This window comes from Psychromonas sp., from assembly GCF_047632995.1.
GTDB lineage: Bacteria > Pseudomonadota > Gammaproteobacteria > Enterobacterales > Psychromonadaceae > Psychromonas.
In genome coordinates, this window is sequence record NZ_JBLIEK010000026.1 from 17,057 (window position 1) to 42,274 (window position 25,218).

General features: G+C 40.8%; 24 protein-coding genes. 13 read left to right on the plus strand and 11 right to left on the minus strand.

Annotation, left to right across the window (positions count from 1 at the left end; all coding sequences use genetic code 11):
- Positions 1 to 256: 256 nt before the first annotated feature.
- From ACJAT7_RS06720 to ACJAT7_RS06740, 5 genes are all read left to right on the plus strand, one after another.
- Positions 257 to 928 (plus strand): hypothetical protein, encoded by a 672-nt coding sequence (locus ACJAT7_RS06720; protein WP_415226029.1) that lies wholly within the window; start codon positions 257 to 259, stop codon positions 926 to 928.
- A 631-nt stretch (positions 929 to 1,559) separates the two neighbouring features.
- A complete protein-coding gene (rhlP, locus tag ACJAT7_RS06725) occupies positions 1,560 to 2,432 on the plus strand; it encodes a rhombotarget lipoprotein (RefSeq protein WP_415226030.1) in 873 nt (290 codons plus the stop codon).
- 1,244 nt (positions 2,433 to 3,676) lie between these two features.
- Positions 3,677 to 5,776 (plus strand): protein-disulfide reductase DsbD family protein, encoded by a 2,100-nt coding sequence (locus ACJAT7_RS06730; RefSeq protein ID WP_415226031.1) that lies wholly within the window; start codon positions 3,677 to 3,679, stop codon positions 5,774 to 5,776.
- Complete coding sequence (locus tag ACJAT7_RS06735; protein WP_415226032.1) at positions 5,776 to 6,303, plus strand: protein disulfide oxidoreductase; 528 nt, start codon at positions 5,776 to 5,778, stop codon at positions 6,301 to 6,303. The genes ACJAT7_RS06730 and ACJAT7_RS06735 overlap by 1 nt, the downstream gene beginning before the upstream one ends.
- Positions 6,304 to 6,312: 9 nt before the next feature.
- Positions 6,313 to 7,041: a DsbA family protein gene (locus ACJAT7_RS06740; protein ID WP_415226033.1), complete on the plus strand. Its 729-nt coding sequence runs from the start codon at positions 6,313 to 6,315 to the stop codon at positions 7,039 to 7,041.
- A 208-nt stretch (positions 7,042 to 7,249) separates the two neighbouring features.
- Here ACJAT7_RS06740 and ACJAT7_RS06745 read toward each other — a convergent pair whose 3' ends face one another.
- Genes ACJAT7_RS06745 through ACJAT7_RS06765 form a run of 5 tightly spaced genes read right to left on the minus strand, consistent with a single transcriptional unit; the run spans position 7,250 to position 11,163 of the window.
- Positions 7,250 to 8,431 (minus strand): MFS transporter, encoded by a 1,182-nt coding sequence (locus tag ACJAT7_RS06745; RefSeq protein WP_415226034.1) that lies wholly within the window; start codon positions 8,429 to 8,431, stop codon positions 7,250 to 7,252.
- Positions 8,431 to 9,339: a cyanophycin synthetase gene (locus ACJAT7_RS06750; RefSeq protein WP_415226035.1), complete on the minus strand. Its 909-nt coding sequence runs from the start codon at positions 9,337 to 9,339 to the stop codon at positions 8,431 to 8,433. Before ACJAT7_RS06750 ends, ACJAT7_RS06745 begins: the two co-directional genes overlap by 1 nt.
- A complete protein-coding gene (locus tag ACJAT7_RS06755; protein WP_415226036.1) occupies positions 9,336 to 10,175 on the minus strand; it encodes a hypothetical protein in 840 nt (279 codons plus the stop codon). The genes ACJAT7_RS06750 and ACJAT7_RS06755 overlap by 4 nt, the downstream gene beginning before the upstream one ends.
- Positions 10,169 to 10,708 carry a hypothetical protein gene (locus ACJAT7_RS06760; protein WP_415226037.1) on the minus strand — a complete coding sequence of 180 codons (540 nt, stop codon included), beginning with the start codon at positions 10,706 to 10,708 and terminating at the stop codon, positions 10,169 to 10,171. The genes ACJAT7_RS06755 and ACJAT7_RS06760 overlap by 7 nt, the downstream gene beginning before the upstream one ends.
- Positions 10,708 to 11,163 carry a YHS domain-containing (seleno)protein gene (locus ACJAT7_RS06765; protein WP_415226038.1) on the minus strand — a complete coding sequence of 152 codons (456 nt, stop codon included), beginning with the start codon at positions 11,161 to 11,163 and terminating at the stop codon, positions 10,708 to 10,710. The genes ACJAT7_RS06760 and ACJAT7_RS06765 overlap by 1 nt, the downstream gene beginning before the upstream one ends.
- 291 nt (positions 11,164 to 11,454) lie before the next feature.
- Here ACJAT7_RS06765 and ACJAT7_RS06770 point away from each other — a divergent pair, with 291 nt between their 5' ends.
- Both ACJAT7_RS06770 and ACJAT7_RS06775 read left to right on the plus strand, forming a co-directional pair.
- On the plus strand, positions 11,455 to 11,967 hold the full coding sequence (locus ACJAT7_RS06770) for a DinB family protein (protein WP_415226039.1): 513 nt from the start codon (positions 11,455 to 11,457) through the stop codon (positions 11,965 to 11,967).
- 1 nt (position 11,968) lies between these two features.
- On the plus strand, positions 11,969 to 12,754 hold the full coding sequence (locus ACJAT7_RS06775) for an NRDE family protein (RefSeq protein WP_415226040.1): 786 nt from the start codon (positions 11,969 to 11,971) through the stop codon (positions 12,752 to 12,754).
- A gap of 130 nt (positions 12,755 to 12,884) precedes the next feature.
- Here ACJAT7_RS06775 and ACJAT7_RS06780 read toward each other — a convergent pair whose 3' ends face one another.
- Positions 12,885 to 13,505 (minus strand): glutaredoxin family protein, encoded by a 621-nt coding sequence (locus ACJAT7_RS06780; RefSeq protein WP_415226041.1) that lies wholly within the window; start codon positions 13,503 to 13,505, stop codon positions 12,885 to 12,887.
- A 327-nt stretch (positions 13,506 to 13,832) separates the two neighbouring features.
- Here ACJAT7_RS06780 and ACJAT7_RS06785 point away from each other — a divergent pair, with 327 nt between their 5' ends.
- From ACJAT7_RS06785 to ACJAT7_RS06810, 6 genes are all read left to right on the plus strand, one after another.
- Entirely contained in the window at positions 13,833 to 14,138 is a 306-nt protein-coding gene (locus ACJAT7_RS06785) for a hypothetical protein (protein WP_415226042.1), read from the plus strand.
- A gap of 429 nt (positions 14,139 to 14,567) precedes the next feature.
- Positions 14,568 to 14,918, plus strand: a complete 351-nt coding sequence (locus tag ACJAT7_RS06790) for an Imm51 family immunity protein (RefSeq protein ID WP_415226043.1) — start codon at positions 14,568 to 14,570, stop codon at positions 14,916 to 14,918.
- An 856-nt stretch (positions 14,919 to 15,774) separates the two neighbouring features.
- Positions 15,775 to 16,923, plus strand: a complete 1,149-nt coding sequence (mnmA, locus tag ACJAT7_RS06795) for a tRNA 2-thiouridine(34) synthase MnmA (protein WP_415226053.1) — start codon at positions 15,775 to 15,777, stop codon at positions 16,921 to 16,923.
- Between the two features lie 4 nt (positions 16,924 to 16,927).
- Positions 16,928 to 17,557: a high frequency lysogenization protein HflD gene (hflD, locus tag ACJAT7_RS06800; protein ID WP_415226044.1), complete on the plus strand. Its 630-nt coding sequence runs from the start codon at positions 16,928 to 16,930 to the stop codon at positions 17,555 to 17,557.
- Positions 17,558 to 17,620: 63 nt separating this feature from the next.
- On the plus strand, positions 17,621 to 18,994 hold the full coding sequence (gene purB, locus ACJAT7_RS06805) for an adenylosuccinate lyase (protein ID WP_415226045.1): 1,374 nt from the start codon (positions 17,621 to 17,623) through the stop codon (positions 18,992 to 18,994).
- A gap of 94 nt (positions 18,995 to 19,088) precedes the next feature.
- Positions 19,089 to 20,216, plus strand: a complete 1,128-nt coding sequence (locus ACJAT7_RS06810; protein WP_415226046.1) for a JmjC domain-containing protein — start codon at positions 19,089 to 19,091, stop codon at positions 20,214 to 20,216.
- Positions 20,217 to 20,348: 132 nt separating this feature from the next.
- On the opposite strand, the gene ACJAT7_RS06815 is transcribed toward ACJAT7_RS06810, so the two are convergent.
- The 5 genes from ACJAT7_RS06815 to ACJAT7_RS06835 all read right to left on the minus strand — a co-directional run.
- Positions 20,349 to 20,876 carry a C40 family peptidase gene (locus tag ACJAT7_RS06815; RefSeq protein ID WP_415226047.1) on the minus strand — a complete coding sequence of 176 codons (528 nt, stop codon included), beginning with the start codon at positions 20,874 to 20,876 and terminating at the stop codon, positions 20,349 to 20,351.
- The gene (gene hemH, locus ACJAT7_RS06820; RefSeq protein WP_415226048.1) at positions 20,873 to 21,853 is read right to left on the minus strand and encodes a ferrochelatase; all 981 of its coding nucleotides are present in this window, start codon (positions 21,851 to 21,853) and stop codon (positions 20,873 to 20,875) included. The genes ACJAT7_RS06815 and hemH overlap by 4 nt, the downstream gene beginning before the upstream one ends.
- Before the next feature lie 72 nt (positions 21,854 to 21,925).
- On the minus strand, positions 21,926 to 22,570 hold the full coding sequence (adk, locus tag ACJAT7_RS06825) for an adenylate kinase (RefSeq protein WP_415226049.1): 645 nt from the start codon (positions 22,568 to 22,570) through the stop codon (positions 21,926 to 21,928).
- A 117-nt stretch (positions 22,571 to 22,687) separates the two neighbouring features.
- Positions 22,688 to 24,592: a molecular chaperone HtpG gene (gene htpG, locus ACJAT7_RS06830; RefSeq protein ID WP_415226050.1), complete on the minus strand. Its 1,905-nt coding sequence runs from the start codon at positions 24,590 to 24,592 to the stop codon at positions 22,688 to 22,690.
- Positions 24,593 to 24,962: 370 nt separating this feature from the next.
- A partial coding sequence (locus tag ACJAT7_RS06835) for a hypothetical protein (protein ID WP_415226051.1) occupies positions 24,963 to 25,218 on the minus strand: 256 nt, incomplete at its 5' end.

The window sequence follows — 25,218 nt, forward strand, 5'->3', positions numbered from 1 at the left end:
AACCTAGCTGATTTGATTGGTTTGCAGGCTTTCGCTTGTGAGCGCTTGTTGTAACTTTCATTGTGGGAGTTTCGCCCTGCCGGTGATATTATCTATACAAAATCAAATGCTTACTGAACACCCACTGTTCCGATTGATTGTTTGTTTGTTGATTATTATATATCGTGGAGATTAGTTTAAATGAGATAGGTGGTACTGCCTTTACGTCGCAGTGAGATCTATAAAACGGATAGGCAGAGAAAGGTTGTGTATCAAAATGGATAATTATTTCTTAATAAAGTTCGGTGCATTTGAGCATATGAAACTTCTCTTAGACACAGGAGAGATTTATATGGATGTACTCTCTTCTTATCGGAAAAATGAGTATAACGAACAACGCCACGATCCTCATGATGGAATCGAAAGAATGATGCAACTAAAAGGGGCTCAGTTAAGTACCAAAAATAAAGAAACTGGAATCTCTGAAGTGGTTGGAACGTTTAATGACGGTTTAGGAATAATAACCAACAATAATATTGATAACCTGAATGTATTCTGTATTTATCACCTTCCTATTAATGTTTCTGAGGAGGTCACATTAGGCGACAGTATTGATAATCAAGTATTAACTGGGTTTGGTAACACAGCTGTATTTATTAATGATTCAGAGACTTTTCTGTCCAGAATAAAGGACTCTGCAATTATGCATGGTTACAAATTTATCCCAAGCCTTGTGAAGTATGTAGATATAAAAGAGAGGCATGATGAAGTTGGCCCATTTATAAAAGATTTGGAGTTTTCACATCAGCAAGAGTTACGAATTGGTGTTTTTAATAGTGATTCAGGCAGCATGCCTATTAAATTAATGATTGGTAATATTAGTGATATTGCGACTTTGGTTTCAACTGAAGATTTATCAAAGTGGACATCCAAACCTTTTTATAAATAAACCAAACCAATGCGGCTAGTGTATTGCTTTCCGTTTACGTTTTTCTTGGCTGAGAAATTACTTTAGCAAAGGAAATCATGGATGATTTCATTAGGCTTGGCCCAGCACAGGGATGTGCTGTCCAAGCCGGTGCGTTAAAAAGTGATTGAGCAGTCAAGAATAAAAAACGTTCGGAACGGCACTTTTTGGTTACTTTTTCTTGCTGTTGAGAAAAAGTAACACGCCGTCAGGGCGGAACTCCAACAATAAAAGTTACAACAAACGCCCACAAGCGAAGGCTTACGAATAACCGATGCGGCTATCTACATGACTATCGGGCTATGTAGAGCAAAACAAGCGGAATATCCACGAAGAATAAAAATCATCAGCTCACAAGCGAAAGCTTACGAATAACCGATGCGGCTATCTACATTACTATTCAGAACAAAGCCGGCTAAAGCCCGCGCCCCCATCTTTACTCATTATTTATTGTTTGAATATGACAGATCAACAAGCACATACAAAATATATTTTTAATATCAACTAAAGTTAATTGGTGGACACCTTTATTGTGGAAAAACGACATTGGTTCCACCTAATAAAATGTTAGATTTGTATAGCCGCTAGATATATCAGACAAAAAGGTATAAATATGAGCATAAATTATAGAATATCGATTTGCATCGTAATAACGGTTTTGATAACACAACTATCGGGATGTGCTGGACAACAAACGAGAACTAAAAGTAGCGTTGTAGATTACCTCTATCCAAAAGAGTCGAACATCGTCGTACAACCCTCAATACCAACTCTCAATATCCCGATAAAAGTAGGAATCGCCTTTGTTCCTGAGCAGTCGCCTCGCTCCAGAGGAATTAATCTGTGGTCAGGCGTTGTGGGTGGTGGCGCACTTACTGAAGCCAATAAAACAGATCTTCTTAATAAAGTTGCAGATAACTTTAGAGTGCATGATTTCGTTAGTGATATAGAAGTTATTCCATCTGCATACCTAACAGCTGGGGGTGGTTTTGCAAATCTTGAACAGATAAAAACAATGTACGGGATTGATCTGATCGCCTTGGTTTCATATGATCAGGTTCAATTTACCGATGAAGGTTTATTGTCATTAACCTACTGGACTCTCGTTGGTGCGTATTTTGTTTCTGGTGAGAAAAATGATACAAGTACCATGTTAGATACAGCAGTATATGACATTCAGAGTAAAAGCCTGCTATTTAGAGCGCCCGGAACCAGTAATGTAAAAGGTCGTTCAACCCCAATAAACCTCAGTGAAGAATTACGACGGGACAGTATTAAGAGCTTTGAAGATGCCACCACAAATATGATTTCAAATCTCACTGTGCAGCTAGAAAAGTTCAAAGATAAAATCAAAAAAAATCCTGAACAGGTTAAAGTTGTACACGCAGAAGGCTACACAGGTGGAGGTGCTATGGGGCCCTTTGAAACGACAATAATGATCCTTCTTGCTGGCGTTTTATACTGTAGCCGTAGAATGAAAATATAACAGGCAAAGCGATTATCGCGGGGCAAAAAGCGGGACATCCAAACCTTTTTATAAATAAACCAAACCAATGCGGCTACAAATTCCCAGTCCATTTTTATTGAAATGAACAACTGCTTTAGCAAGAGAAAACATAGAACGAATTAAACGACAGTTTAGTTTTATGAGAAGGCTCGGCCTAGATTTCTCTAACCTCAGCCAGTACAGGGACGTAATGTCTGAGGTGGTGCGTTAAAAAGCAGTTGGGCATTTCAATATTAAAAAATGGCTCGGGGCGGAACTCCAACAATGAAAGTTACAACAAACGATCTCAAGCGAAGGCATACGAATAACCGATGCGGCTATCTACATTACTATTCAGGGCAAAGTAGGCTAAAACCTACATGCAAAAAAAAGATGGGACTCAAACCTTTTTTCAGAAATGCTCATCAAAAAGGATGCAGATTAAGGCTAGTATTTGAATTTTATTCGCCCTGATGAAGCAATGATTGAGACTGTATAGTATTCCTGTTTGAGTCTATACCACTGATATAAAATAGGTTTTTTAACACTCCCTGCATAGGAAACAACAATCCTGCTCTTCGAGGGTGTTGGAAACAGAGACAAAAACTATCTTGACTTTTCTGCCTTTACCAATAGGATACGATGATATTCAGACTTTTAGATTGAGTTATATTTTTTGAGATTCTCGCGCTTACAATACAAGCCTCAAACACTTGCATCATGGTCATTACTATTAGTGACTATTGTGCTCTTTGTATGCATTTCTCAAAATCTAGGAAGGTCCTCGTTATGCCCTTTGACACCCCACTTAGAGTTGACAGAACAAGTGGCGTCCGACACTCAAGATGATAGCGGGTCAAAATGCAGCAGCAGTGAGCACCTCATCAATACTTTTGCTCTTAATCTAGAGTTTGCTATTCCGATGTTTGTTCTAGCGCTGGTCATTGTCGCTATAATACTTCAACAATCACGCCCCCCCCATCTTTTCACTGAACCCATTAGCTATTATGGGATCAGGCGACACTTGGCATTCTGCACATTTCAAGAATAAAAATTCCGTTAATACCTATCTCTTTGTAACTATTCAGGCCATTTTTTTAGTTAAGGTAAGAGTGAATAAATACCTTTTTTCACTCTTTTTCTCTTCAAACTAAGCAAACATCTGAAGATTTTAAATAACAGATCACATTTATTATGCGTCTGGATAGTTACATCTTTTTATAAAATATTTCCGGAGTAATACTGTGTTTATACTTCAACTAATTAAAATAACAGCGATATTGCGATTAGCGATTCTATTCGCCTCATCACTATTATTGTCAGCTTTTTCAGTGTCAGCACAACCTATTTCTACAGGTTGGCTAACCCATCCCGATCACCCACCAGTTCAAGTGCGTTTTATGCTTACCGGTGAGGTTGATAAAACCAATAACCAAGCCAATGGCTTACTAGAAGTTAACCTTGAAGGTGGGTGGAAAACCTATTGGCGATCGCCAGGTGAAGCAGGCGTTGCGCCAATACTTGACTGGAGTCAATCAAGTAATCTATCTGATTTAGAATGGCTCTGGCCAACCCCCACTTATTATCAGCAACTAGGTATCATGACCCTTGGTTACAAACATCATGTTATTTTCCCAATGCAATTAACCTTTGATGATATTAATCAACCGATTGTTTTTTCAGGAAAATTATCACTTCCGACCTGTACCAATATTTGTGTGCTCACGGAATATGAATTGGATTTGCCCGCTGTCACATTGGCAGATATTAAAGCCGATGCAACTGCGCAACATTTATATCAACAGGGGATTTCAACCGTTCCGACCCAAAGTGACTCAACCCATGTTATTAAGGCATCCTTTGACTATGATTCACAGCATTTGCAAGTGAAATTACAGCAAACAAAAGAGTGGCAGGATCCACAGATTATTGTGGATGGTAACGAGGTCAGCGATGACTCTTTTTCTCAACCCTCAATCAACATTAATAATCACATTGTAACGGCAACCTATAAGGTAACCAATTGGTTAGGAAAAACCAACCTAGCCGGAAAGTCTGTTTATATCACCGTTTCTGACACGCTTTTTTCTCATGAATTAAGTGCTGTGATTGATGATAAACCGTTAGTAAAAAGTAGTTCAAGCAACTTATTTACCATGATTGGTTTTGCATTACTCGGGGGCTTAATACTCAATATTATGCCCTGTGTATTACCCGTATTAGGCATGAAGCTTAACAGTATGCTTACCTCTTCACATTTAAGTAAACGTACTATTCGCCTGCAATTTTTAGCCTCTGCATCTGGGATATTAACCTCGTTCTGGTTATTAGCATTAGGGTTACTAATTTTAAAGCTCACAGGTAATGTGATGGGTTGGGGGATTCAGTTCCAAAGCCCGTGGTTTATTGGTTTTATGGTAACTATAACAGCACTCTTCACAGCGAATTTACTGGGGTTATTTGAAGTTAAATTACCCAATCGACTGTCAACATCCATTGCTAATAAGGGGGGGGATTCAACCTCGGGTCATTTTGTGCAAGGTATGTTTGCAACGTTGCTTGCGACGCCCTGTAGCGCACCTTTCTTAGGGACTGCCGTGGCTTTTGCTTTAGGGGCAAGCGTCTTTGAAATGTGGATGGTATTTACCTTTTTAGGACTGGGCATGGCGTTGCCTTGGCTGGTTTTTGCGTTATATCCAAACCTCATATCATTGATGCCCAAACCCGGGCTATGGATGCATAAAATAAAAGCTGTTTTTGGTTTGATGATGTTTGTGACCACGCTGTGGTTATTAAGTTTACTCGTGCCTTTTATCGGAGGCTTAGCAACCGTGGTGATTGGTTTATTGCTCTGTGCTGGTTTTTTATACTTAATAGCTAAAAATCAAGGTAAAAAGACGGTGATTGTGATTTTAGCCGTTAGCTTACTATTAACCGGTGCGGGGCTTTTTATTGCGAACCTTACCACTCAAGCACTTATTGAGGACGATCTGACTTGGTTGCCACTCAATGAAAATAGCATTGATCAACATGTAAAGCAGGGTCATACCGTTTTTGTTGATGTAACGGCTGATTGGTGTATCACTTGTAAAGCCAATAAAATCGGCGTTATTTTACAAGATCCCGTCTATTCTGAGTTGCAGCAAGAGAGAGTGATCACCATGAAAGGCGATTGGACTCAACCAAGCGACAAGGTAACGAGTTATTTGAAAAGTCATCAACGATTTGGGGTACCTCTAAATGTGGTTTATGGCCCTAATGCCCCACAAGGTTTGCCTTTACCTATTTTATTAAGCAGTGATGAAGTTATGCAGGCACTGGAAAATGCAGGGAAAAAACAATAATGGCGAATAAAGAGATGAAAAAAGGTAAACCTAAAACAAAAATAGCACGGTGGATGAAAGAGATCCTGACATTCACCCTTATTATTACAGTTTTTTCTATCGCTATTGATCTTTGGCGTAGCAGAGATATGCCATCAACAAATATGCCTTCACTTTCGATGAGTACCTTGGAAGGTGACTGGGTGGATATTAAAAAAATGAGTCACGATAAACCCGTTTTACTCTATTTCTGGGCAACTTGGTGCCCGGTTTGTAACTTCGTCAGCCCAAGTATAAATTGGCTATCGACAAGTCACCAAGTCATTTCTGTGGCTCTCTCATCCGGTAATGATAAACGCTTAGGACAATTTATGGCTTACAAAGAGTACAACTTCCCGGTCATTAACGATACAACAGGTAACCTTGGCCAAGCTTGGAATGTTACTGCCACTCCATCAATCGTCATCGTCAAAAACGGTGAAATATCTTCAATCACAACCGGCTTTACAACCCCAATGGGTATGTGGCTACGTTTATACTTCTCTTAAGGTAACCTTATGAAATCATTGCTATTATCAACATCAATTGCAGCAAGCCTGCTGTTCTCATCGGTCATATCAGCGGAAAATATCAGCGCTGCGCAACAAAAACAATTATCCGAAATAGCTGTTCTATTAGAGCAGAATCCAGAAATTATTGAAGGATTACATAAAAACTTAACCAAGTACGTCGAGGGTCAAGGAAGCATCAGTAGTACACTAAAACAGAATCATGACTATTTATATAACAATCCAATGCATTCTTATTTTGGTTCAGAGGCCCCTGAACTAACCGTTATCAACTTTACCGATTACAACTGTTCCTATTGCAAGCGTTTAGAGTCAGGGCTGGTTAAGATGATTAAAAAGTATCCTGAAATTCGAGTCGTTAATATCGACTTACCCTTTCAGCAGCGGATGATCCCTGGTTTGGATACCAATACAGCATGGTATGCTTTGAATGTATGGGAGAATAACAGACCCGCCTTTTCTGAAGTACACCGTTTAATGATGGCTAAACCATCACGACATGACCGTAAATCGATTATGACAATAGCAGAGATGACGGGTACTGAAGCGGCGTTAACAGCGAATGAAATGAAAAAGAAGATGGTGAAAAAGAATGAGATAATATTCAGTCAATTAGGTTTGCGAGGAACGCCAGCCTTAATTATTGGCAATGAAATAATTCCAGGGGCTATTCCTCAAGCGCAACTAGATAAATTGATCCAAGCACAATTAAAATAGCATAAAAATCAGCACCCGTAGCTTAAATTGACCGCTATGGGTGTGCAGGTTTTATTGCAACGCGACTTGGTCAGATCTTTTAATAATCATAATTCCCATTTATCGAGCATCTAATTTATTAACGACACTTCGTTGATAACGCTGTATTTTCTATTTGTTTACTACTATCAATGACCAATATTGAGGCCGAAAAATCATAGACGTTCTATTAAATTAGCTTGCCAGCCCCTCTGGTTTGTGTACGCCCATAAAATAGATAAACAAAAACCAATGGGATAATCAGCAGATATAAATGCTGTAGTTGTTGCAGTGGCGCGTCACTGCTATTGAAAAAGTAACCTGCAAGACTGAAAAACAATAGCAAAGCAAACTGAGAATAATAACTTTTGCAGATAATATATTGAATGGGCTGCGCTAAGCTTGCGATATCATAAAAACGTTTGTTAAACGCGAGGCGAAAAAAGCTGCTTAAAAAGGCAATCAGCAATACACCTGAATATAAGAGAAGTGGGCCTTCCTGCAGACTTAATTGCCCGCGCAGCAGCCAGGAGATAGCATAACCGAACACTGCGATAGTGAAGATGCGCTGGGCGTTAGTACGGTCAATACGCTTTTTGATAACGTAGAATATAAAGGCTAAAAGTACGCTTAAAAGCACAATCAGCAAGCCCAGTTTTAAGAGGTTTTGTTGGGTCAGAAGATATAATGACAACACCCAAAAATAGCTTTCCAGGAATAAAAAGAGACCATCAATTAAAAAAATCATTTTCGACTTAAAAGTGTCTTTAAAGTTAATCACCTCAAGCAGAGAAAAAGCACTGGGCTGACTGGTACTTAATAGTTCAATCTGGCTAGCCAGCCTGTATCTAAGCAGCCAATAACCGAGGGTGGAGATACTCATAAAAATAATAAGCAGCAGGTTAATCTGTGCGGCTGCTAATAAATAACTGCCCAGCAAGATACCTAATTTTAATGCAATCATCACTAAAATTTGAAAATTAGCAAAGCGCGCACCACTGTTTTTTGTTTGCGTAATACGTTGAAATAAAACCCGTTGAGTTGACCAGTAAAAACACCCGGCTGCGCCATTGATCAATGCGCCGAACGATAATAGTATGGGCGAAAAATCCCATAATAAGATGATCACCAGTAATATTTCCAAGACAAAAGAGAGCGCCACTATCTTTGACCAGTCCCCTGCCGCACGTAACCTATCCCAAAAATACAGCGCAATAATAAAACCGATTGCGCTAAGCGCGATAAAATGGGCAATCTCGTTGAGCGAAAGCCCTTTATTCCAAAGAATAACCGGAATAAAGATGGGTAACAAACCGATCAGAAAGGAGTGTATTGCGACAAATAGATAAAAGCTGCGGACTAAGCTTCTCATTAATAGGTATCTGTTTGTTGGATATTAAGCTTTTCCAATTGTGCAAAATGCACCGACAGATCTTCAGCTTTACCATAACGGGGGAACTCATGCATTTTTAAATAGGGACGTGAGTTAACCTCTAAAAAAATACATTTTTGCTGTTGATAATCCGTCGTAATACCCTTCTCCATAATCACATCAATGCCTAATATATTGGCATCGAAGCGCTTCAGCACATCTTTAAACAATCTTTGATTCACCTCTGGAATAGTCTCTTTATCAATCACTTCAACCACGCCACCGGGTGCTAATGAGATGCGATAAAATAGCAGAACCTGTTCATTTAATTGAGGTACAGTTGCCAAGTTATAACCTTTTTTGGCTAAAAAGGTTAACGTTTGTTGGCCTTTTTGCAGTGGCGAAATACAAGGGTATAAATTCATCTCTTCTCTGATGCTATTTTCCCGGTCAATCAACTCGCTGATCGAAGAGATCCCATCACCGGTTACAAAAGGAGCATAACGCTGTAACACTGACATTATCTGCCCGTTTGCCACTACCACACGATAATTGTTGCCCTGTAAATATTGCTCTACAACCGTATAGGGCCACCATAATTTGGCTAATAAAATCGCCCGCCACAGTTCTTTGTGGTTTTGAATCGGAAAATAACTGCCCCGTGAAAAGCCACTGACATTAGGTTTGATCACCAAAGGAAAGCCAACTTCTTTGGCAAATTTTATTGCTTTTAAAGGGTTTAAAAAGATTAATCCCTGCGCATGCGGGACATTAGCCGCGGCAAAAACATCTCTTGCTTGTTCCTTGCTGCGGCAACTTTTACGCACACGCAGATCATTATAATGACTACAGCCGCCCATAAATTTTTTACTTATCCATGCATAAAGGATCTTTTTCAACTGAATCATAATGAAGTCTCATTTTTAGTGGCTCTTTTTAAACGCTGAGCCAATTTTAATTTATTAAAAAACACCGATTTAACGGCCTGGGTGCGCGGAATCATTGTGGTGACTTTGGCTAACTGCTTCATACTGCGCCGTATAAATTTAATTTTTTGCCAAAAACCAACATCTTGCACTAATAAAATCAGCGGCATAGGGACATAAAGGTTGATTTCAATAACATGAAACTGCCCCGCAATCAGACTTTCCAGCGAATCAGCACGAACGCCATAACGGACAATACGAAATTCACCAATTTGTTTAAGATGCGACCAAATTTTCTGTTGTTGAGTCAAGCTAAGCAGGCCTAAACAGTCCGTATAGTAGGTATGGTCATTGTAGATACCGTTAATCGGCAGAGGATCATCGCCGCTGTTACAGGTTTCAGTAATAGATAAAACGGAAAATTGCTGTAAATTATCTTTTTCTGGAATAACAAAGATTTCAAATTCGCGTTTTTCCGGTGCAGCTTGCTGAAGCAGATAAAATGGCGGGCTTGGGCTGCGTTTCTGGCGTATTTTCTGCAGCGCGAGTAAGTTATCAATACGCACAATGCCCTGTGAGTTTTGCCCCCATTCAGGTTTCATAAAAACAGGGTAAGCACTGGGGTTGTTATTAGCAATATCCATAAACTGCTCAAGCTGCCATTGTTTGGGAATACGTGCATCCATATCTAATTTAGAAAACAGATTACGTTGTTCATTAAAGTAGGTAGCATTGAGCTGAAAATACTTCCAGGGTCCAACTAGAAACCTAATACAATATAAAATATATGAAACAACCAGTGCGATGCGTGTCAGCAAGTTGACCCCCTCGTGTGCAGATTTTTCCGGGTTAATTCCAATTTGTAACTGCGAATATTAATAACAAAAAGAATAAGCCCCAAAAACACAATGGAAGTGGCCGCATAAAATAAACTGCCATGGTCACTTTGTCCTTCGTGTACCACCTCTATCCCAAGAGGTGTCAGCAGATGAAAAAATACAGCGCCACTCATAACAAAAACAGCGAGTAAACCACCCGCGGCATGCATTAAAAACTGATTAGGCACACGCCGCAGCAAGTTAACTTTAGTTAATAACCACAATAACGCGGGTAACAATAAAATCATGCTCACAATTAGCTCAAAAGAGCCCACCGCATAAGATCCGTAATTGCTGAACCAGGTGCCTATATCCACCGTGAGAATCCCCGTCATCCATTGTCCTATTATGCCAAAAATATGCTGTGTATCCGGGTGTAAGCTGAACTTGTGAGGGAGTGAAAACAGAAAAACTTTACTTACCCACAATACAATCAACCAGCTAACAACCTTAGTTTTACTCAGTCGCACCATTATTTTTTATCCATTTTCGCCCAGTTTTCAGTGGCTTTTTTAATAAAGTTATTTTTATCTGCGAACCACCGATCTTGTATTTCTTGATCGTAATTAAGGTACAGCTTATCCTGATAAATTGTCCAAAACGGTGCATTGCCCGCTGCCGTTTTATTCTCAGCCATTGCCCATGCGCAGTAACCACCGTACTGCGGCGCAAAATAACCCGGATTTTTTTTAAACTGTTCTAAATTGTGCTGACTGCTGAAATACCAATCGGCCCCTTTATATTCAAGGCTAAATTTTGCCGAGCCCTTAACCGGTTTTTGTTCGCTAAAAAAAGCAACCGCATCAAACCCTGATATCGCCTTATGACTAAAATAGCCGGTATAAACTTGATCTACAGCCAGGGCTGAACGGAAGCTGAAAATAGACAGCAATAACAATATTTTTATTGAAATATTTGCAAGTTTCATTTTATGTCCTTATTTACTGCAACTGAACTATTAGACCTAGGCAGGCTTGTAAATATTTCACATTAGTCTGTTTTTTTTGCATGGCTGAGATGACAGCACTGTGCGCCGGTCTATAAAAATAGTGTTTTTGTAGCTAAAAATTAAAGGTAAGATCTGTTTTTCAGTAAACATTCACTTAACCAATCCAAAGGTGAATAAACTATTATTGATTTAAGCGCCCTCGAGGGAAATATTTTTGCCATTACCTCGGTCATATAAAGGGCAGAGATTTTTTAAACAAATGGAGCAACAATGAAGCAGCTGCGTGAAGCGACAGTAGAGGCACTACTGCAAGTACAACAATTAGTGATAGCGAGTGAAGGAAAATATTATAACCAACCTTCAATCCATAGCGAATCAGGCATTGGCAAACATATTCGCCATATTCTGGATCATTTTTTAGCGTTTCAGCAGGGTTTAATCAATGATAATATTGACTACAATAGCCGCCATCGCGACAGCGAAATTGAAAATGATGCAGGGTTGGCTTTGCAGTTAATTAAGCAGTTAATTGAATGGTTCAACCAACCTCATGCAGAATTAAAAGAACGCGCGGTGAAGGTTGAGTCGGAAATTTCCTTAAAGCAGCAACAAAACATGCTGTTTGATAGCAGCCTAAGCCGGGAATTATGTTACCTGATTAACCATACCGTGCATCATTTGGCCTATGCCAAATTAGTGGCAAAAGAGTTAGATATCCAGGTCGATGAAGTAATAGGCATAGCACCTGGTACAGCCAGTTACCTGCGTCAGCAAAGTCATTAATATGTGTACACTTAGCGTGCTGCGTTTAAGCAATTCCTTGGTGATAACCATGAACCGTGATGAATCGCGCTCACGCCATGAAGCTGGTTTAAAAGAGCAGCAACAAGATGGGATTGAGCAACTCTACCCAATAGACGGACAAGCCGGAGGCACATGGTTTGGTGTTAATAATCTGGGTGTGGTACTCGCCTTACTCAATCGCTATCAAGACCCTCAATCTAGTACGGCGCCCACTCGTGGAAATATCATTCCGCAGGCCTTAGCCTATGGCAACGTTAGCCTTGTTAAAAAACACCTGTCTGAGCAAAACTATCAATACTACAACCCCTTTGATTTAATGCTGATTTCTAGTCGTGAATGCTTACATTTATGCTGGAATGGTCGGCATTTAAGTATTAATAATGCGAGTCAACCGGCAATGCTGTTTAGCTCATCTGCGCTCAATACAGAGGCTGTGTTAGCTAAACGCCAAGAGCGCTTTCAACAATGGTTAGCGCAGTCACCTGAGTTGTCTGCAACTGAGGTTTTGCACAAAATTCATCTGCAGCATGATTTAAGCAGCCGGGGAGATTCCGTATTAATGGACCGTAGTGATGCCCACAGTAAAAGTATCTGTCAGGTGTTACTCGATGCTAATTGCTGCGAATTTAACTATTACCCGGAAGCCAGCCTGCAACAATGGCGATGCCATATTAGCGATGACAAACCTCCTTTTGTTATTCCCTCATTAATCAAGCAACAACGTCTTCTCGCGCTACAAAACCCCGCATTGATTAACGAGCGTTAACTTACCGGTTGAGCCGGAGGTTTATTTGATTCAGCCCTCAAAGGGCGAAAGTAAGCGCTTGTGGTGGTTAATACAACAGAGCATATTTTAACTGATTGCTTTTAAATTTAACGAAAAACCGGATCTGCACTTATTTATCTTCGGAAGGAGACAGTGAGCATTGCCCGCGATCATAATTAGGCTCAACATTTTGTTTGACGACATCGCGAAGCTTATCTGCGCCGCCGATATAATGACCATCGCTCCAGATCTGCGGAACCGTTATTGGTGTTTTAGGACCAATATGAGGTTTTACTCTGGCAAGCATCTCATACAAATCACGTGGACTACTAACGACATCGTGATAATCATAAGTGATGCCGGCTTGTTCAAGATACCCTTTCGCACGTTTACAATGAGGACAAGTTTCTTTTCCAAAAAGGTGGTTCCCCGTGATTTTCACTTGTTTTGCATAAACTTCAATGACGGCTTGTGTGAGAAGCCCTCGATTCAGCGCACTTCCTTGACTAATAACCTTACCTCCGACTATCACTATAGGTGCATGCCATCCGCCTTTCAATAACGGTTTCCACCATTCACTAAGCCACTCCCTGCATTCTAATTCTACTGGAATCCCAGATAATTCTTTGTTAATAGTGTCGAGGATCACATCTTTGGTTAAGGTACATTCACCACAAGGAATTTTGACTTGGAAGGGCCCCCAAGAACCAGCCCAACGAAATAAATACACTTTTATCGGTTGTTGAGTCATTTATTTTCCTTTTTAACGGGATAAATTATGTATTCCCCCTCACTCCCATCAGCGCGCAGCGGAAATATATTTATCGATAAAATGATTATAGTAGATTTGTGCTGGCACAGTAATTATGCCCGCCCTTTCGCGGTGAATGAATGTATTTTATATGGTGAGATGTATTGGAAGCCGCTCTCCAATGGCGTTACGTTAGACATGATTAGATTTATTCGTTAAATCAATCATAGATATGCAAATAGTGGTATTCTAACTTATTAGTTTCAGCTCATTCGTTCATGCCTATGCTGGATATTCTATTTTCACCCTAATATGAGATTGATTAATATGAAAAAAATAATGGTCACTATTTTAACTCTTATGCTCTCGTTGGGCCTTAGCAGCGTAGAGGCTAAATCCGATAAAGAAAAAACAGTTCCGCCTGGATTACAAAAGAAAGTTGCACGAGGAGGCCAATTGCCGCCAGGATGGCAAAAAAAGCTTAACGTTGGTGAAACACTTGAAGCAGAGATCTACCATAGCGCTCACATTGTCGTTCCCGTCGATCTCCAAGGCATAATAACGGTGCAAATTGAAGATCGGGTTGTTCGCTTAATCGAAGCATCGAGAGAGATCATCGAGATTCTGAACTAAAAAAAGACGGGCAGGCGCATAGTTCCTGCCTACTGCACTGTGAGTTATTGCGACAAACACAACTCTCTTTACCCTATTTGAATTACTGTTGAGAAACGCTGCCCTCGAACTAAAAACTGCGTTGCTATTTCTCATCATCTACACGCAGTCAAAGGGTGAAACTCCCTTCGGGCAATGCAAAACAGCAATAATGAAAGTGGTGCCGGTTTACAACGACAAACCTGCAAATCAGAAAATTAACCAGCTGCTTCTGCTTTTAAAATTCCGCTGTTCCCTTCTCATAAAAACAATAATTTTCCCCGACCATTTGAAAATCTTTACTTTTTAAATTCAAAATTTTGATGCGGGCTGCATTAAAAAGATAGTAAGCATGTAGGATGAAGACAATCCGAAAAATATATATTTCATCCATTTACTCAGAGAGACATTATGAAACAAGCAAATGCTTACCAACCTTTTCTGTTTTCAAGTTTCAAAAAAGACCATACCCTTATGTTAAGTGATTTAAAATGGTCTGCATTTGAATTGCATGATTTTTTAGGTGATGGCGAGGACTGGGCTTTATTGATAGAAAATATGCTTGCAGAAAAAAATCCAACCCTGCTGGAAAAAATCACATTTGGCGATGAAACGATGAGCTTTTGCATCCACAGTGAAGATAAAGAGGCACTGCACGAAATTGCAGAGATGGTATTTTCATTTTATGAAGATAAAGCGTTATTAGATGCGCAGATTACAAGATATGCTCAATATGACTTTGAACCGAATTTAGTTAATTAGATAACGCAGATGTCAATTCGCTATTAAGGACGATCAAATAAGAATAAACTGAATGGCTGATTTGTTAACTGACTATCTGCAAACAGGGAAAGTTGCAGGCAAGGAGGCATTTTTTTTAAATGAGTAGTAACCATAAATAAAGCGGAAGATATTTTCCTTTTATCTGTTATAAAGATCCACTTCCGCTGTTATATTTATTTTTGAAGTTTGGTTTTCTCTAACCAGTGCTTTTCTCATCACTTTTTAAAGAATGGAAAAGTAAATTTGCTCTTAGCGCTCTTATTCTTCTTGCTTTTTTCACTGTTGCTATAGGCTAGAAAGTTTTGTGCTGTGTGAAATGCTTGCATATCCATAATAATTTCCTTTTATAATTTTATTTGCTGTCCTCAGTGGACAAATAAATGTTACCTAGATCACACTTTAATGTAAATAGTAAAGTGAAATATAATTACAAAATAAACAATTGAATAGCCTAAATCAGCACAAAAGTAGATCTTAAAGAGGTTTTTCCGTTTCTTTATTACACAATAAGGCTGATTTATTCCTAGCAACTGCCGCATTTAAAAAATATCCGGGATAAAAGTCATTTTCAACTAACAATTACATCTCCCTCCCGTGCTATCGGAATCGTTATTACCGATAGCGCAGCTTAGTCGTTCCGCAAAGTAGAGTAATAGGAGTAAAATAAACTCCAGCATAATATAGCGGTCGACGCGAAAATATCACAAGGGTTTGCAACTTGATATTAGCAATAAATAGGTTCCCGCACGGCGCATGGGATCGGTAAAGCCCCTGTATACAGAGTAAATTTATAGGCTTTAAGAGCACAAATCCCCCCTGCTTTCTTATTTAAATTCTGTTAAAATCACGTTCCAAATCAGTAAGAGAGTTCTTTATGACAGACAATAGCCAAATTAAAGTGATCGTCGGAATGTCCGGCGGTGTCGATTCATCCGTATCCGCGTATCTGTTACAGCAACAGGGATACCAGGTTGAAGGGCTATTTATGAAGAACTGGGAAGAGGATGATACTGATAAGTATTGTGCCGCAGCTCAGGACCTTCAGGATGCGCAAGCAGTCTGTGATAAGTTAGGAATCATCTTACACACTATCAATTTTGCAGCGGAATACTGGGACAATGTCTTTGAACATTTTCTTGCTGAGTATAAAGCAGGGCGTACCCCAAATCCTGACATCATGTGTAATAAAGAGATTAAATTCAAAGCATTTTTAGAATTTGCTGCGGAAGATCTCGGTGCCGATTATATTGCTACAGGTCACTATGTGCGCCGCCGTAAAAAAAATGGTCATGTGCAGCTGTTACGTGGACTCGATAATAATAAAGACCAAAGTTATTTCTTATATGCCGTGGGTGAAAAACAGATAGCTAAGACACTGTTCCCCGTTGGCGAATTAGAGAAACCTGAGGTGCGCCGTATCGCTGAAGAGCAAGATTTAATCACTGCCAATAAAAAAGACAGCACCGGCATCTGCTTTATCGGTGAGCGTAAATTCACAGAATTCCTGCAAGAGTACTTACCGGCACAGCCGGGAGATATTCTCACCCCAACAGGTGAAGTGATTGGTCAACATCAGGGGCTGATGTACCACACGCTAGGCCAACGTAAAGGGTTGGGTATCGGCGGGTTACAGAACTCCAATGAAAATCCCTGGTATGTGGTTGGCAAAGATATGGAAAATAACCGTTTATTGGTCGCGCAAGGCGCTGATCACCCTGCACTATTTTCCTACGGCCTTATTGCTAAACAGTGCGATTGGGTAGACCGAACCATTAAAAGCAAACCGTTTAGATGCACGGTAAAAACCCGTTATCGTCAACAGGATATTCCTTGCACTGTGACGCCCATTGATGATGACACCTTAGAAGTAATTTTCGACGAACCACAAGCGGCGGTAACTCCGGGCCAATCAGCGGTATTTTACATCGATGAAGTATGCCTAGGTGGCGCAATTATTGAACAGCATTTACAACAAGAGAAATAAAATCATGTCATTCCATAATTTACAATCTCGTAGTATCGCGTTCGCGGCTATGTGCCAGGCGGCTTATCTGGTGGATAAACTTGCAACTAAAGGACTGTGCCCCGATGCGGCGGCCTTTGACGCCTCCCTGCGCTCAATTATGCGCACCGAGAGTGATTCACCATTAGAAATTTTTGGCGGGTATGAATCACTGGCTGTTGGTTTTAAAAGTATGATTGAGCAACTGGACAACAGCGGCAACAAACGCAATTTGCAGGTAACTAAATATATTATTGGCATGCTTGCCCTTGAAAAGAAACTAACTGCCAATGGCTCTGCCCTGAATATGCTCGGCGAGCGCATCAATCAAGTACAACGGCAGCTGGCCCATTTTGAAATTGATGACAGTAACGTGCTGAGCAATTTGGATTCTATCTATAAAGACCTGATCAGTAATTTAGGTCCCAAAATTCAAGTGAATGGTAACCCGTCTTGCTTGCAACAGGAGCAGACTCAGCATAAAATCCGCGCACTGTTATTAGCCGGTGTCCGGGCGGCTGTTTTATGGCGACAAATTGGGGGCAAACGCCGTCAATTAATGTTCTCTCGTAAAGCGATTATTCACCAGGCCAAACAGAATTTACACCGCGTTTAATCAACCAGTGATGATTAAACCTACATAGCTTTAGAACAACCTACTTTTACTTAGGAGCAACAGATGGAACTTTCAGGACTAACAGCTGTATCACCAGTTGACGGCCGTTACGGTAGCAAAACGGAACTTTTACGTGGTATTTTTAGTGAATTCGGTTTAATCAAATTCCGTGTACAAGTTGAAGTGCGCTGGTTACAAAAACTAGCAGAAACTGACGGTATTGCAGAAGTTCCCGCATTCTCTGATCAAGCTAACGCACATCTTGATGCAATTGTTGCTAACTTCAGCGAAGCTGATGCGCAACGTGTTAAAGATATTGAAGCAACCACTAACCACGATGTGAAAGCCGTTGAGTACTTCTTAAAAGAAAAAGTAGCTAACATTGCAGAGTTAAATGCAGTATCTGAGTTTATTCATTTTGCATGTACCTCTGAAGATATCAATAACCTCTCTCACGCATTAATGTTGGGCACTGCTAAAAGCGACGTTATTCTTCCTTACTGCAACAAAATCATTGCTGCGATTAAAGCAAAAGCGCTCGAGTACAAAGCAATTCCAATGATGTCCCGCACACACGGTCAACCCGCTTCACCGACAACACTTGGTAAAGAACTGATTAATGTTGTCGCGCGTCTGCAGCGTCAAGTTAAACAGATAGAAGCAACACAAGTATTAGGTAAAACTAACGGCGCGGTAGGTAACTACAACGCACACCTTAGCGCTTACCCTGAACTTGATTGGCAAGCCTTTGCAGAAGAGTTTGTAACCAGCTTGGGCGTAACATTTAACCCGTACACCACACAAATTGAACCGCATGATTATATCGCCGAGCTATTTGATGCGATTGCGCGTTTCAATACTATTTTGTTAGATTTTGACCGCGATATGTGGGGTTATATCTGTCTGGGTCACTTCAAACAAAAAACAATTGCGGGTGAAATCGGCTCTTCTACTATGCCTCATAAAGTTAACCCGATTGATTTTGAAAACTCTGAAGGTAACCTAGGGCTGGCAAATGCTATATTTGATCATCTTGCAGCAAAACTGCCCGTTTCCCGCTGGCAGCGTGATTTAACAGATTCAACTGTACTGCGTAACTTAGGTGTTGCAATCGGTTATTCTGTTATCGCATATGAATCAAGCCTTAAAGGGATCAGCAAGTTAGAAGCTAATGAAGCCAATATGCTTAAAGATTTAGATGCTAACTGGGAAGTGCTAGCTGAGCCAATTCAGACGGTAATGCGCCGTTACGGTATCGAAAAACCATACGAAAAACTGAAAGAGCTGACTCGCGGTAAACGTGTTGATGGCGCTGGCATGGCGGATTTCATCGATACCCTTGAACTCACCGATGCTGTAAAAGCACAGCTTAAAGCAATGACACCGGCTAACTATATCGGTCAGGCAATCCAACTAGTAGAAAAACTAGTCGACTAAGTCGCAGATCATCACTTTATTTAAGGCAGCCCACGGGTTGCCTTTTTTGTTTGTTATATAATATTTTTATTACTTACTGTTTAATGAGGTTTTAATGTTCGAACTCAATTTAGATATCAACCATTTTCTCGACACCTACTGGCAGAAAAAACCCACTGTGATTAAAAAAGGGTTTATCGACTTTGAAGATCCCATTATGCCCGATGAAATTGCCGGTTTGGCAATGGAAGAGGAAATTGAAAGCCGCCTTGTCTATAAAACCGATCAGCAATGGCAAGCTGAATTAGGCCCCTTTAGCAGCTTTGAAAAACTGGAAAATGATGGCGCCAGCTTATTGGTGCAGGCAGTGGATCACTGGCATGTAGAAGCGCAGGAGTTAGTACGCCCTTTCCGTTTTTTGCCTAACTGGCGCATTGATGATCTGATGATTAGTTACTCAACAGCAGGAGGCGGCGTTGGCCCGCATATCGATAATTACGATGTATTTATTATCCAAGGCTTAGGTAAACGTCACTGGCGAGTGGGCGATAAATTAGCCATGACAGAGTTTGCCGCTCATGGCGCGCTCAAACACTGCGAACCGTTTGCTGCGATTATCGATGTAGAGCTTGAGCCCGGCGATATATTGTATATTCCATGCGGCTATCCACACGAAGGTACTGCGCTAGAAGCTGCAATAAATTACAGCGTGGGCTTTCGCGCGCCGGATCAAAATGATCTATTAAGCAGTTTTGCCGATTACTCTCTTGATAGCAACGAGCCGTCTGAGCGCTATCTGGATAGAGAGATGCAGATGCGTGAAAAGCCGGGGCAAATTGAAACGCAGGAATTGAACGAATTACATAGAGTAATGTTGGCAAAATGCCAAACACCCGCGGCGCTTATCCCCTGGTTTGGAAAAATGATCAGTGAAGCAAAACATGAGTTAGATATTGCTGAACCTGAGCAGCCTCATAGCAGTGCTGAGATACTGGCACTATTTGATGAGGGAGCACAATTCACCCGCATCGGTGGATTGCGCGCAGTATACTTCGAACGAGAGCCGCAACTGCTGTTCATCAATGGGGAACTATTTAACTGTGAAGGGTTCACTGAGTTGGGCCATCATCTTTGCGATCAGGATGAGGTCGGCAGTGAGTTACTGGAACTGCTTATCGAAGATAAAAACGCGTTAACCCTATTTACTCAGTTGGTCAATCTTGGTTACTGGTACGCAACTTAACGTCTCTAAGAGAACCGCTAACGGTGCCTAGCCGTTCTCTTTTATCTCGGCTAAAATCCGGCACAGCGCTTTATTGCTTAGCTATCCAGGCGAGCTTCAAGCAAAGAGGTTGCTCATTCACTGCTATCTAAATCACTCATCAATAATGCGCCGAGCTTGCCAATACTTAGATTGCCAATAAACATTATCAAGGGATGAAATCATCACCCCATTACTGCTTGATGCATGGAAAAATTGCTTATCTCCCATATAGATTCCCACATGCAGCTCTTTCCAACCTGTTTTGAAAAACAGTAAATCACCGACTTGAATAGCATTTTTGTAGACAAACAAACCGGTTGCGGCTTGTCTTTTAGCAACGCGCGGCAGTGGCAGATGAAAACTGTTTTCATAGACATTTTGCACTAATGCGGAGCAGTCAATGCCTTTTTTAGTCTGCCCGCCAAAGCTATAGGGCGTCCCTTTCCAATATTGGAATTCACTGCGCAATAAAACAAAAAGCAGATCATCGGTTTTCATTGCCGCAGATCTTTGCACATTTGATCTGTCCGTGACGTCTATTGTACCCGCACTTTTTTCTGAAACAGGAGAGGTAGCAGAGCACGCGCTGAGCAGGCTGATAAAAAGCAGCGAGAACAGTATTGATAATGAGTTATTCACTCTGATTGAGTAACCCTAGATCCGTTCACCAATGCTTGAAATAATTGAATATGCTCTTCACTATCATTTAAACAGGGAATGTAATGATACTGCTCTCCACCATTTTCTAAAAACAGCGCTTTATTATCAATAGCTAATTCTTCCAGGGTTTCCAAACAGTCACAAGAAAATGCCGGGCTAATGATATCGATAGAGTGTATCCCCCTTTTCGCAATTTCCGGCAGGGTTTTATCTAAATATGGTTTTAACCACTCCTCGCGCCCCACACGTGACTGGTAACACAACTTATACTGCTCTTTGCTTAGCCCGAGCGCGCTCACCACCAATTGCACGGTCGATTCACAATGCTGCTGGTAAACATCTCCGAGGGTGACATAGCGCTTAGGAATACCATGAAACGAGAAGACCAATAATTGTGATTGTCCCTTTTCCTGCCAGCTTGTTTTTATCGAGTTAACTAAAGCGTTAATATAGAGCGGGTGATCATGATAGTCGTGAATAAAGTTAAGCGCGGGGAAGTTAAACTGCTGCTTAATTGCAGCGCTTAGCTGATCAAAAACAGGTGCAGTAGTGGAGACTGAATATTGCGGGTATAAAGGTAATACAGTTAAATTTGTGATCCCCTGCTGCTGGAATTTATGCATCTGCTGTGCAATTGTCGGTTTACCATAGGTCATCGCATACTCAACAGTTATCTTTTCACAAGCCAGCTTATCCGCTAATTTTTGCGCCTGTGACCGCGTATAAAAACGTAACGGCGATTCATTTTCAAACCATATTTTTTTATAAAGCTTGGCAACCCGTTGCGATCTAAGCGGCAGGACAATCAGATAAAGAATCGGCAGCCAGATTAAGCGGGCGGTATCAACAACACGCTTATCGGATAAAAAGTCGCGTAAGAATTTCCTGACACTTTTTTTGTCAGGAGATTCAGGTGTACCCAGATTAACCAATAAAACTGCAATTTTTTTATTCATTATTTACCTATATCATAAATTTCAGCGACAAAAAAGGGGCTTCACGCCCCTAATAAAATTTCAGGTTAAATATTAACCAAGAATTTCAGCGAGCTCACCGCTGATAACATCAACAGCTTTTGTACCATCAAATTTATAATGCGCGCCGTTGCCTTGCGCAGCTTCATTTTTGTAATAAGCGACAAGCGGCTCTGTTTGTGCGTGGTAGATATCTAAACGCTTACGGACCGTTGACTCTTGATCATCAGGGCGAATAGATAAATCATCGCCAGTCAGATCATCTTTGCCTTCCACCTTAGGCGGATTATAAACGAGATGGTAAGTACGTCCAGATCCAGAATGAACTCGGCGTCCCGCCATACGTTTAACTATCTCTTCATCTGGCACATCAAATTCAAGTACAAAATCAACAATAACGCCAGCATCTTTCATCGCATCAGCTTGCGGAATAGTGCGCGGAAAACCATCAAGCAGGAAACCTTTTGCACAGTCATCGAGAGCGATACGCTCTTTCACTAAACCTATGATTAATTCATCAGAGACAAGTTGCCCTGCATCCATTAACTCTTTGGCTTTTAAACCAAGCTCTGTGCCCGCTTTTGCAGCGGCACGCAACATATCGCCGGTAGAAATTTGTGGAATATCGTATCTATCCATCATAAATTGAGCTTGCGTTCCTTTGCCTGCACCTGGAGCACCTAGTAAGATAATGCGCATTGTTGCGTCCTTTGTTAACTATTAATAAATTGAGTTGGAATTTACACTTTTACGCCCTATTTCTCAAGGCCGTAAACAAAAAAGGCCAGCATAAGCTGGCCTTTTGAAGGTTTTATATTAACCTAATAACAACTTATTGATACGAGCAACAAACTCAGACGGATCATCTAAACTGCCTTTCTCAGAGAGAATCGCCTGTTCAAGTAACAGCTCAGACCATTGCGTGAATAGATCTTCATCAGCCATATCAGCCAATTTAACAATCATCACATGCTCAGGGTTAATCTCGAAAACAGGCTTACTTTCAGGTACAGGTTGTCCCATTTGCGCCATTAACTTAGCCATTTGCGTGCTCATATCATCGCTATCAGCAACGATACAAGATGGCGTAGAGGTCAAACGATGCGTTAAACGCACATCTTTAACTTTATCTCCGAGCACTGTTTTAACGCGTTCAACAAAACTTGCAAATTCAGTTTCTTTTTTCTCCTGCTCTTGCTTTTCTTCTTCACTATCGAGCTTACCTAAATCTAGATCGCCCTGTGTAACAGAAGTGAAAACTTTGCCGTCGTATTCTGGTAGATGGCTTAATAACCACTCGTCTACGCGATCAGAAAGCAATAAAACTTCAATACCTTTCTCACGTAACACTTCTAAGTGCGGGCTGTTTTTAGCGGCATTAAAACTGTCTGCGGTAATGTAGTAAATCTTATCCTGACCTTCAATCATACGGCTGATGTATGCATCTAATGAAACAGTTTGCGCGCTTGAATCCGTTTTTGTTGAAGAGAAGCGGAATAGTTTAGCGATTTTTTCTTTATTTTTAGAATCTTCAGCTGGGCCCTCTTTCAATACTTGACCAAACTCTTTCCAGAAACCGTTATATTCCTCTTCATGCTTAGCAGCAAACTTAGTCAACATTGTTAACACACGTTTTGTACATGCGCCGCGTAATTTAGCGGTAACACGTGTATCTTGCAGAATTTCACGAGAAACGTTTAATGGAAGATCGTTTGAATCAAGCACACCTTTAACGAAACGCAAATAAGTCGGCATAAACTGCTCAGCATCATCCATAACAAAGACACGTTGAACATATAATTTCAGACCATGCGCTTTTTCGCGGTTCCACAGATCAAACGGCGCACGTTTAGGAATATACAGTAGGCTTGTGTAGGCCTGCTCGCCTTCAACTTTGTTATGAGTCCAGGTTAACGGGTTTTCAAAATCATTAGCGATATGCTTGTAGAACTCTTGGTATTCTTCATCTTTAAGTTCGTTTTTATCACAGCTCCAAAGCGCCGTCGCTTTATTGATTGATTCCCAAACGGCTTCAGTTGCAGGCACTTTTTCGCCGTCAGCTCCCTCAGACTCTTCTGTTGCAGCTGTTAACATTTCCACAGGAATACTGATATGGTCAGAATATTTAGTAACAATTGAGCGCAATTTTGAATCGTTTAAGAATTCAGTTTCGTCATCACGAAGGTGCAAGATAATTTCAGTACCACGGTCCGCTTTTTCAATATCAGCAACGGTGTAATCTGATTCACCCGTTGAAGTCCAGCAGGTACCTGTTGAAGCATCTTCACCTGCTTTACGTGTATTGACCGTTACTTTATCAGCAACAATGAATGAAGAGTAAAAACCAACACCAAATTGACCGATAAGTTGCGAGTCTTTAACTTGGTCACCAGAAAGATGTTCAAAGAAATCACTGGTTCCTGATTTCGCAATCGTACCTAAATGTTCAATGACCTCATCGCGCGTCATGCCAATACCATTATCGCTAATAGTGATGGTTTTAAGATCTGCATCGAAGTTTAAGCGAACACGTAGATCTGCCTCATTTTCAAAAAGGGAGCCATCAGAAAGGGCTTTAAAGCGTAATTTATCAGCAGCATCGGCTGCATTTGACACTAACTCACGCAGGAAAATCTCTTTATTTGAGTATAAAGAGTGGATCATTAATTTAAGAAGTTTGCCAGTATCAGCACTGAACGTATGATTTTGTTGATGTTCCATAATATCTATTTCTCTTTGAATTAGCCTAAACAAGACTTTGGTTTAAACGATAACCATAAAATGGGGATGCAGGATAAAATTTCAAGGTAAGACGATGAATTAATCATAAATAATTCTAATTCATCACATCTCTTATAAAGGAGTCGCTTGGCGATGGTCAGGACTCGCAGAGCTTAGCCCGCTCATGCCACTGCGTGGCAACTCTTTATTTCCCATGCTCGAGTACTCAGCGCGTTAAGCGCTTAAACGAAAAAACCCCAGCCCTTCACAGAAGGACTGGGGTTTATCGCTATTAGGCGCTTGGCGACGGTCAGGATTCGCAGAGCTCGTCCGCTCGTGAACCTTGCCTATCGGCAAACTCGCCCTACTATCACATGGGAATACCCCCTTGCATTGCAGTCCCTTGAACAAGGTTTAAGGAAACAAAATGCAACGATAAGGGTTCGCAGAATTCACCCGCTCGTACCACATCGCTGTCGCGATACTTGCAGTACCATCTGCGCAGATTATTCACCGTCATCCTCAAAGTATTTTGTTGAGGATCTCGCTGAGTTCTACAGTTATTGCGATGAGATTCCCGACAAAACAACTCGGGAATGACGGATAAAAATGAGTGTCGATTCAAT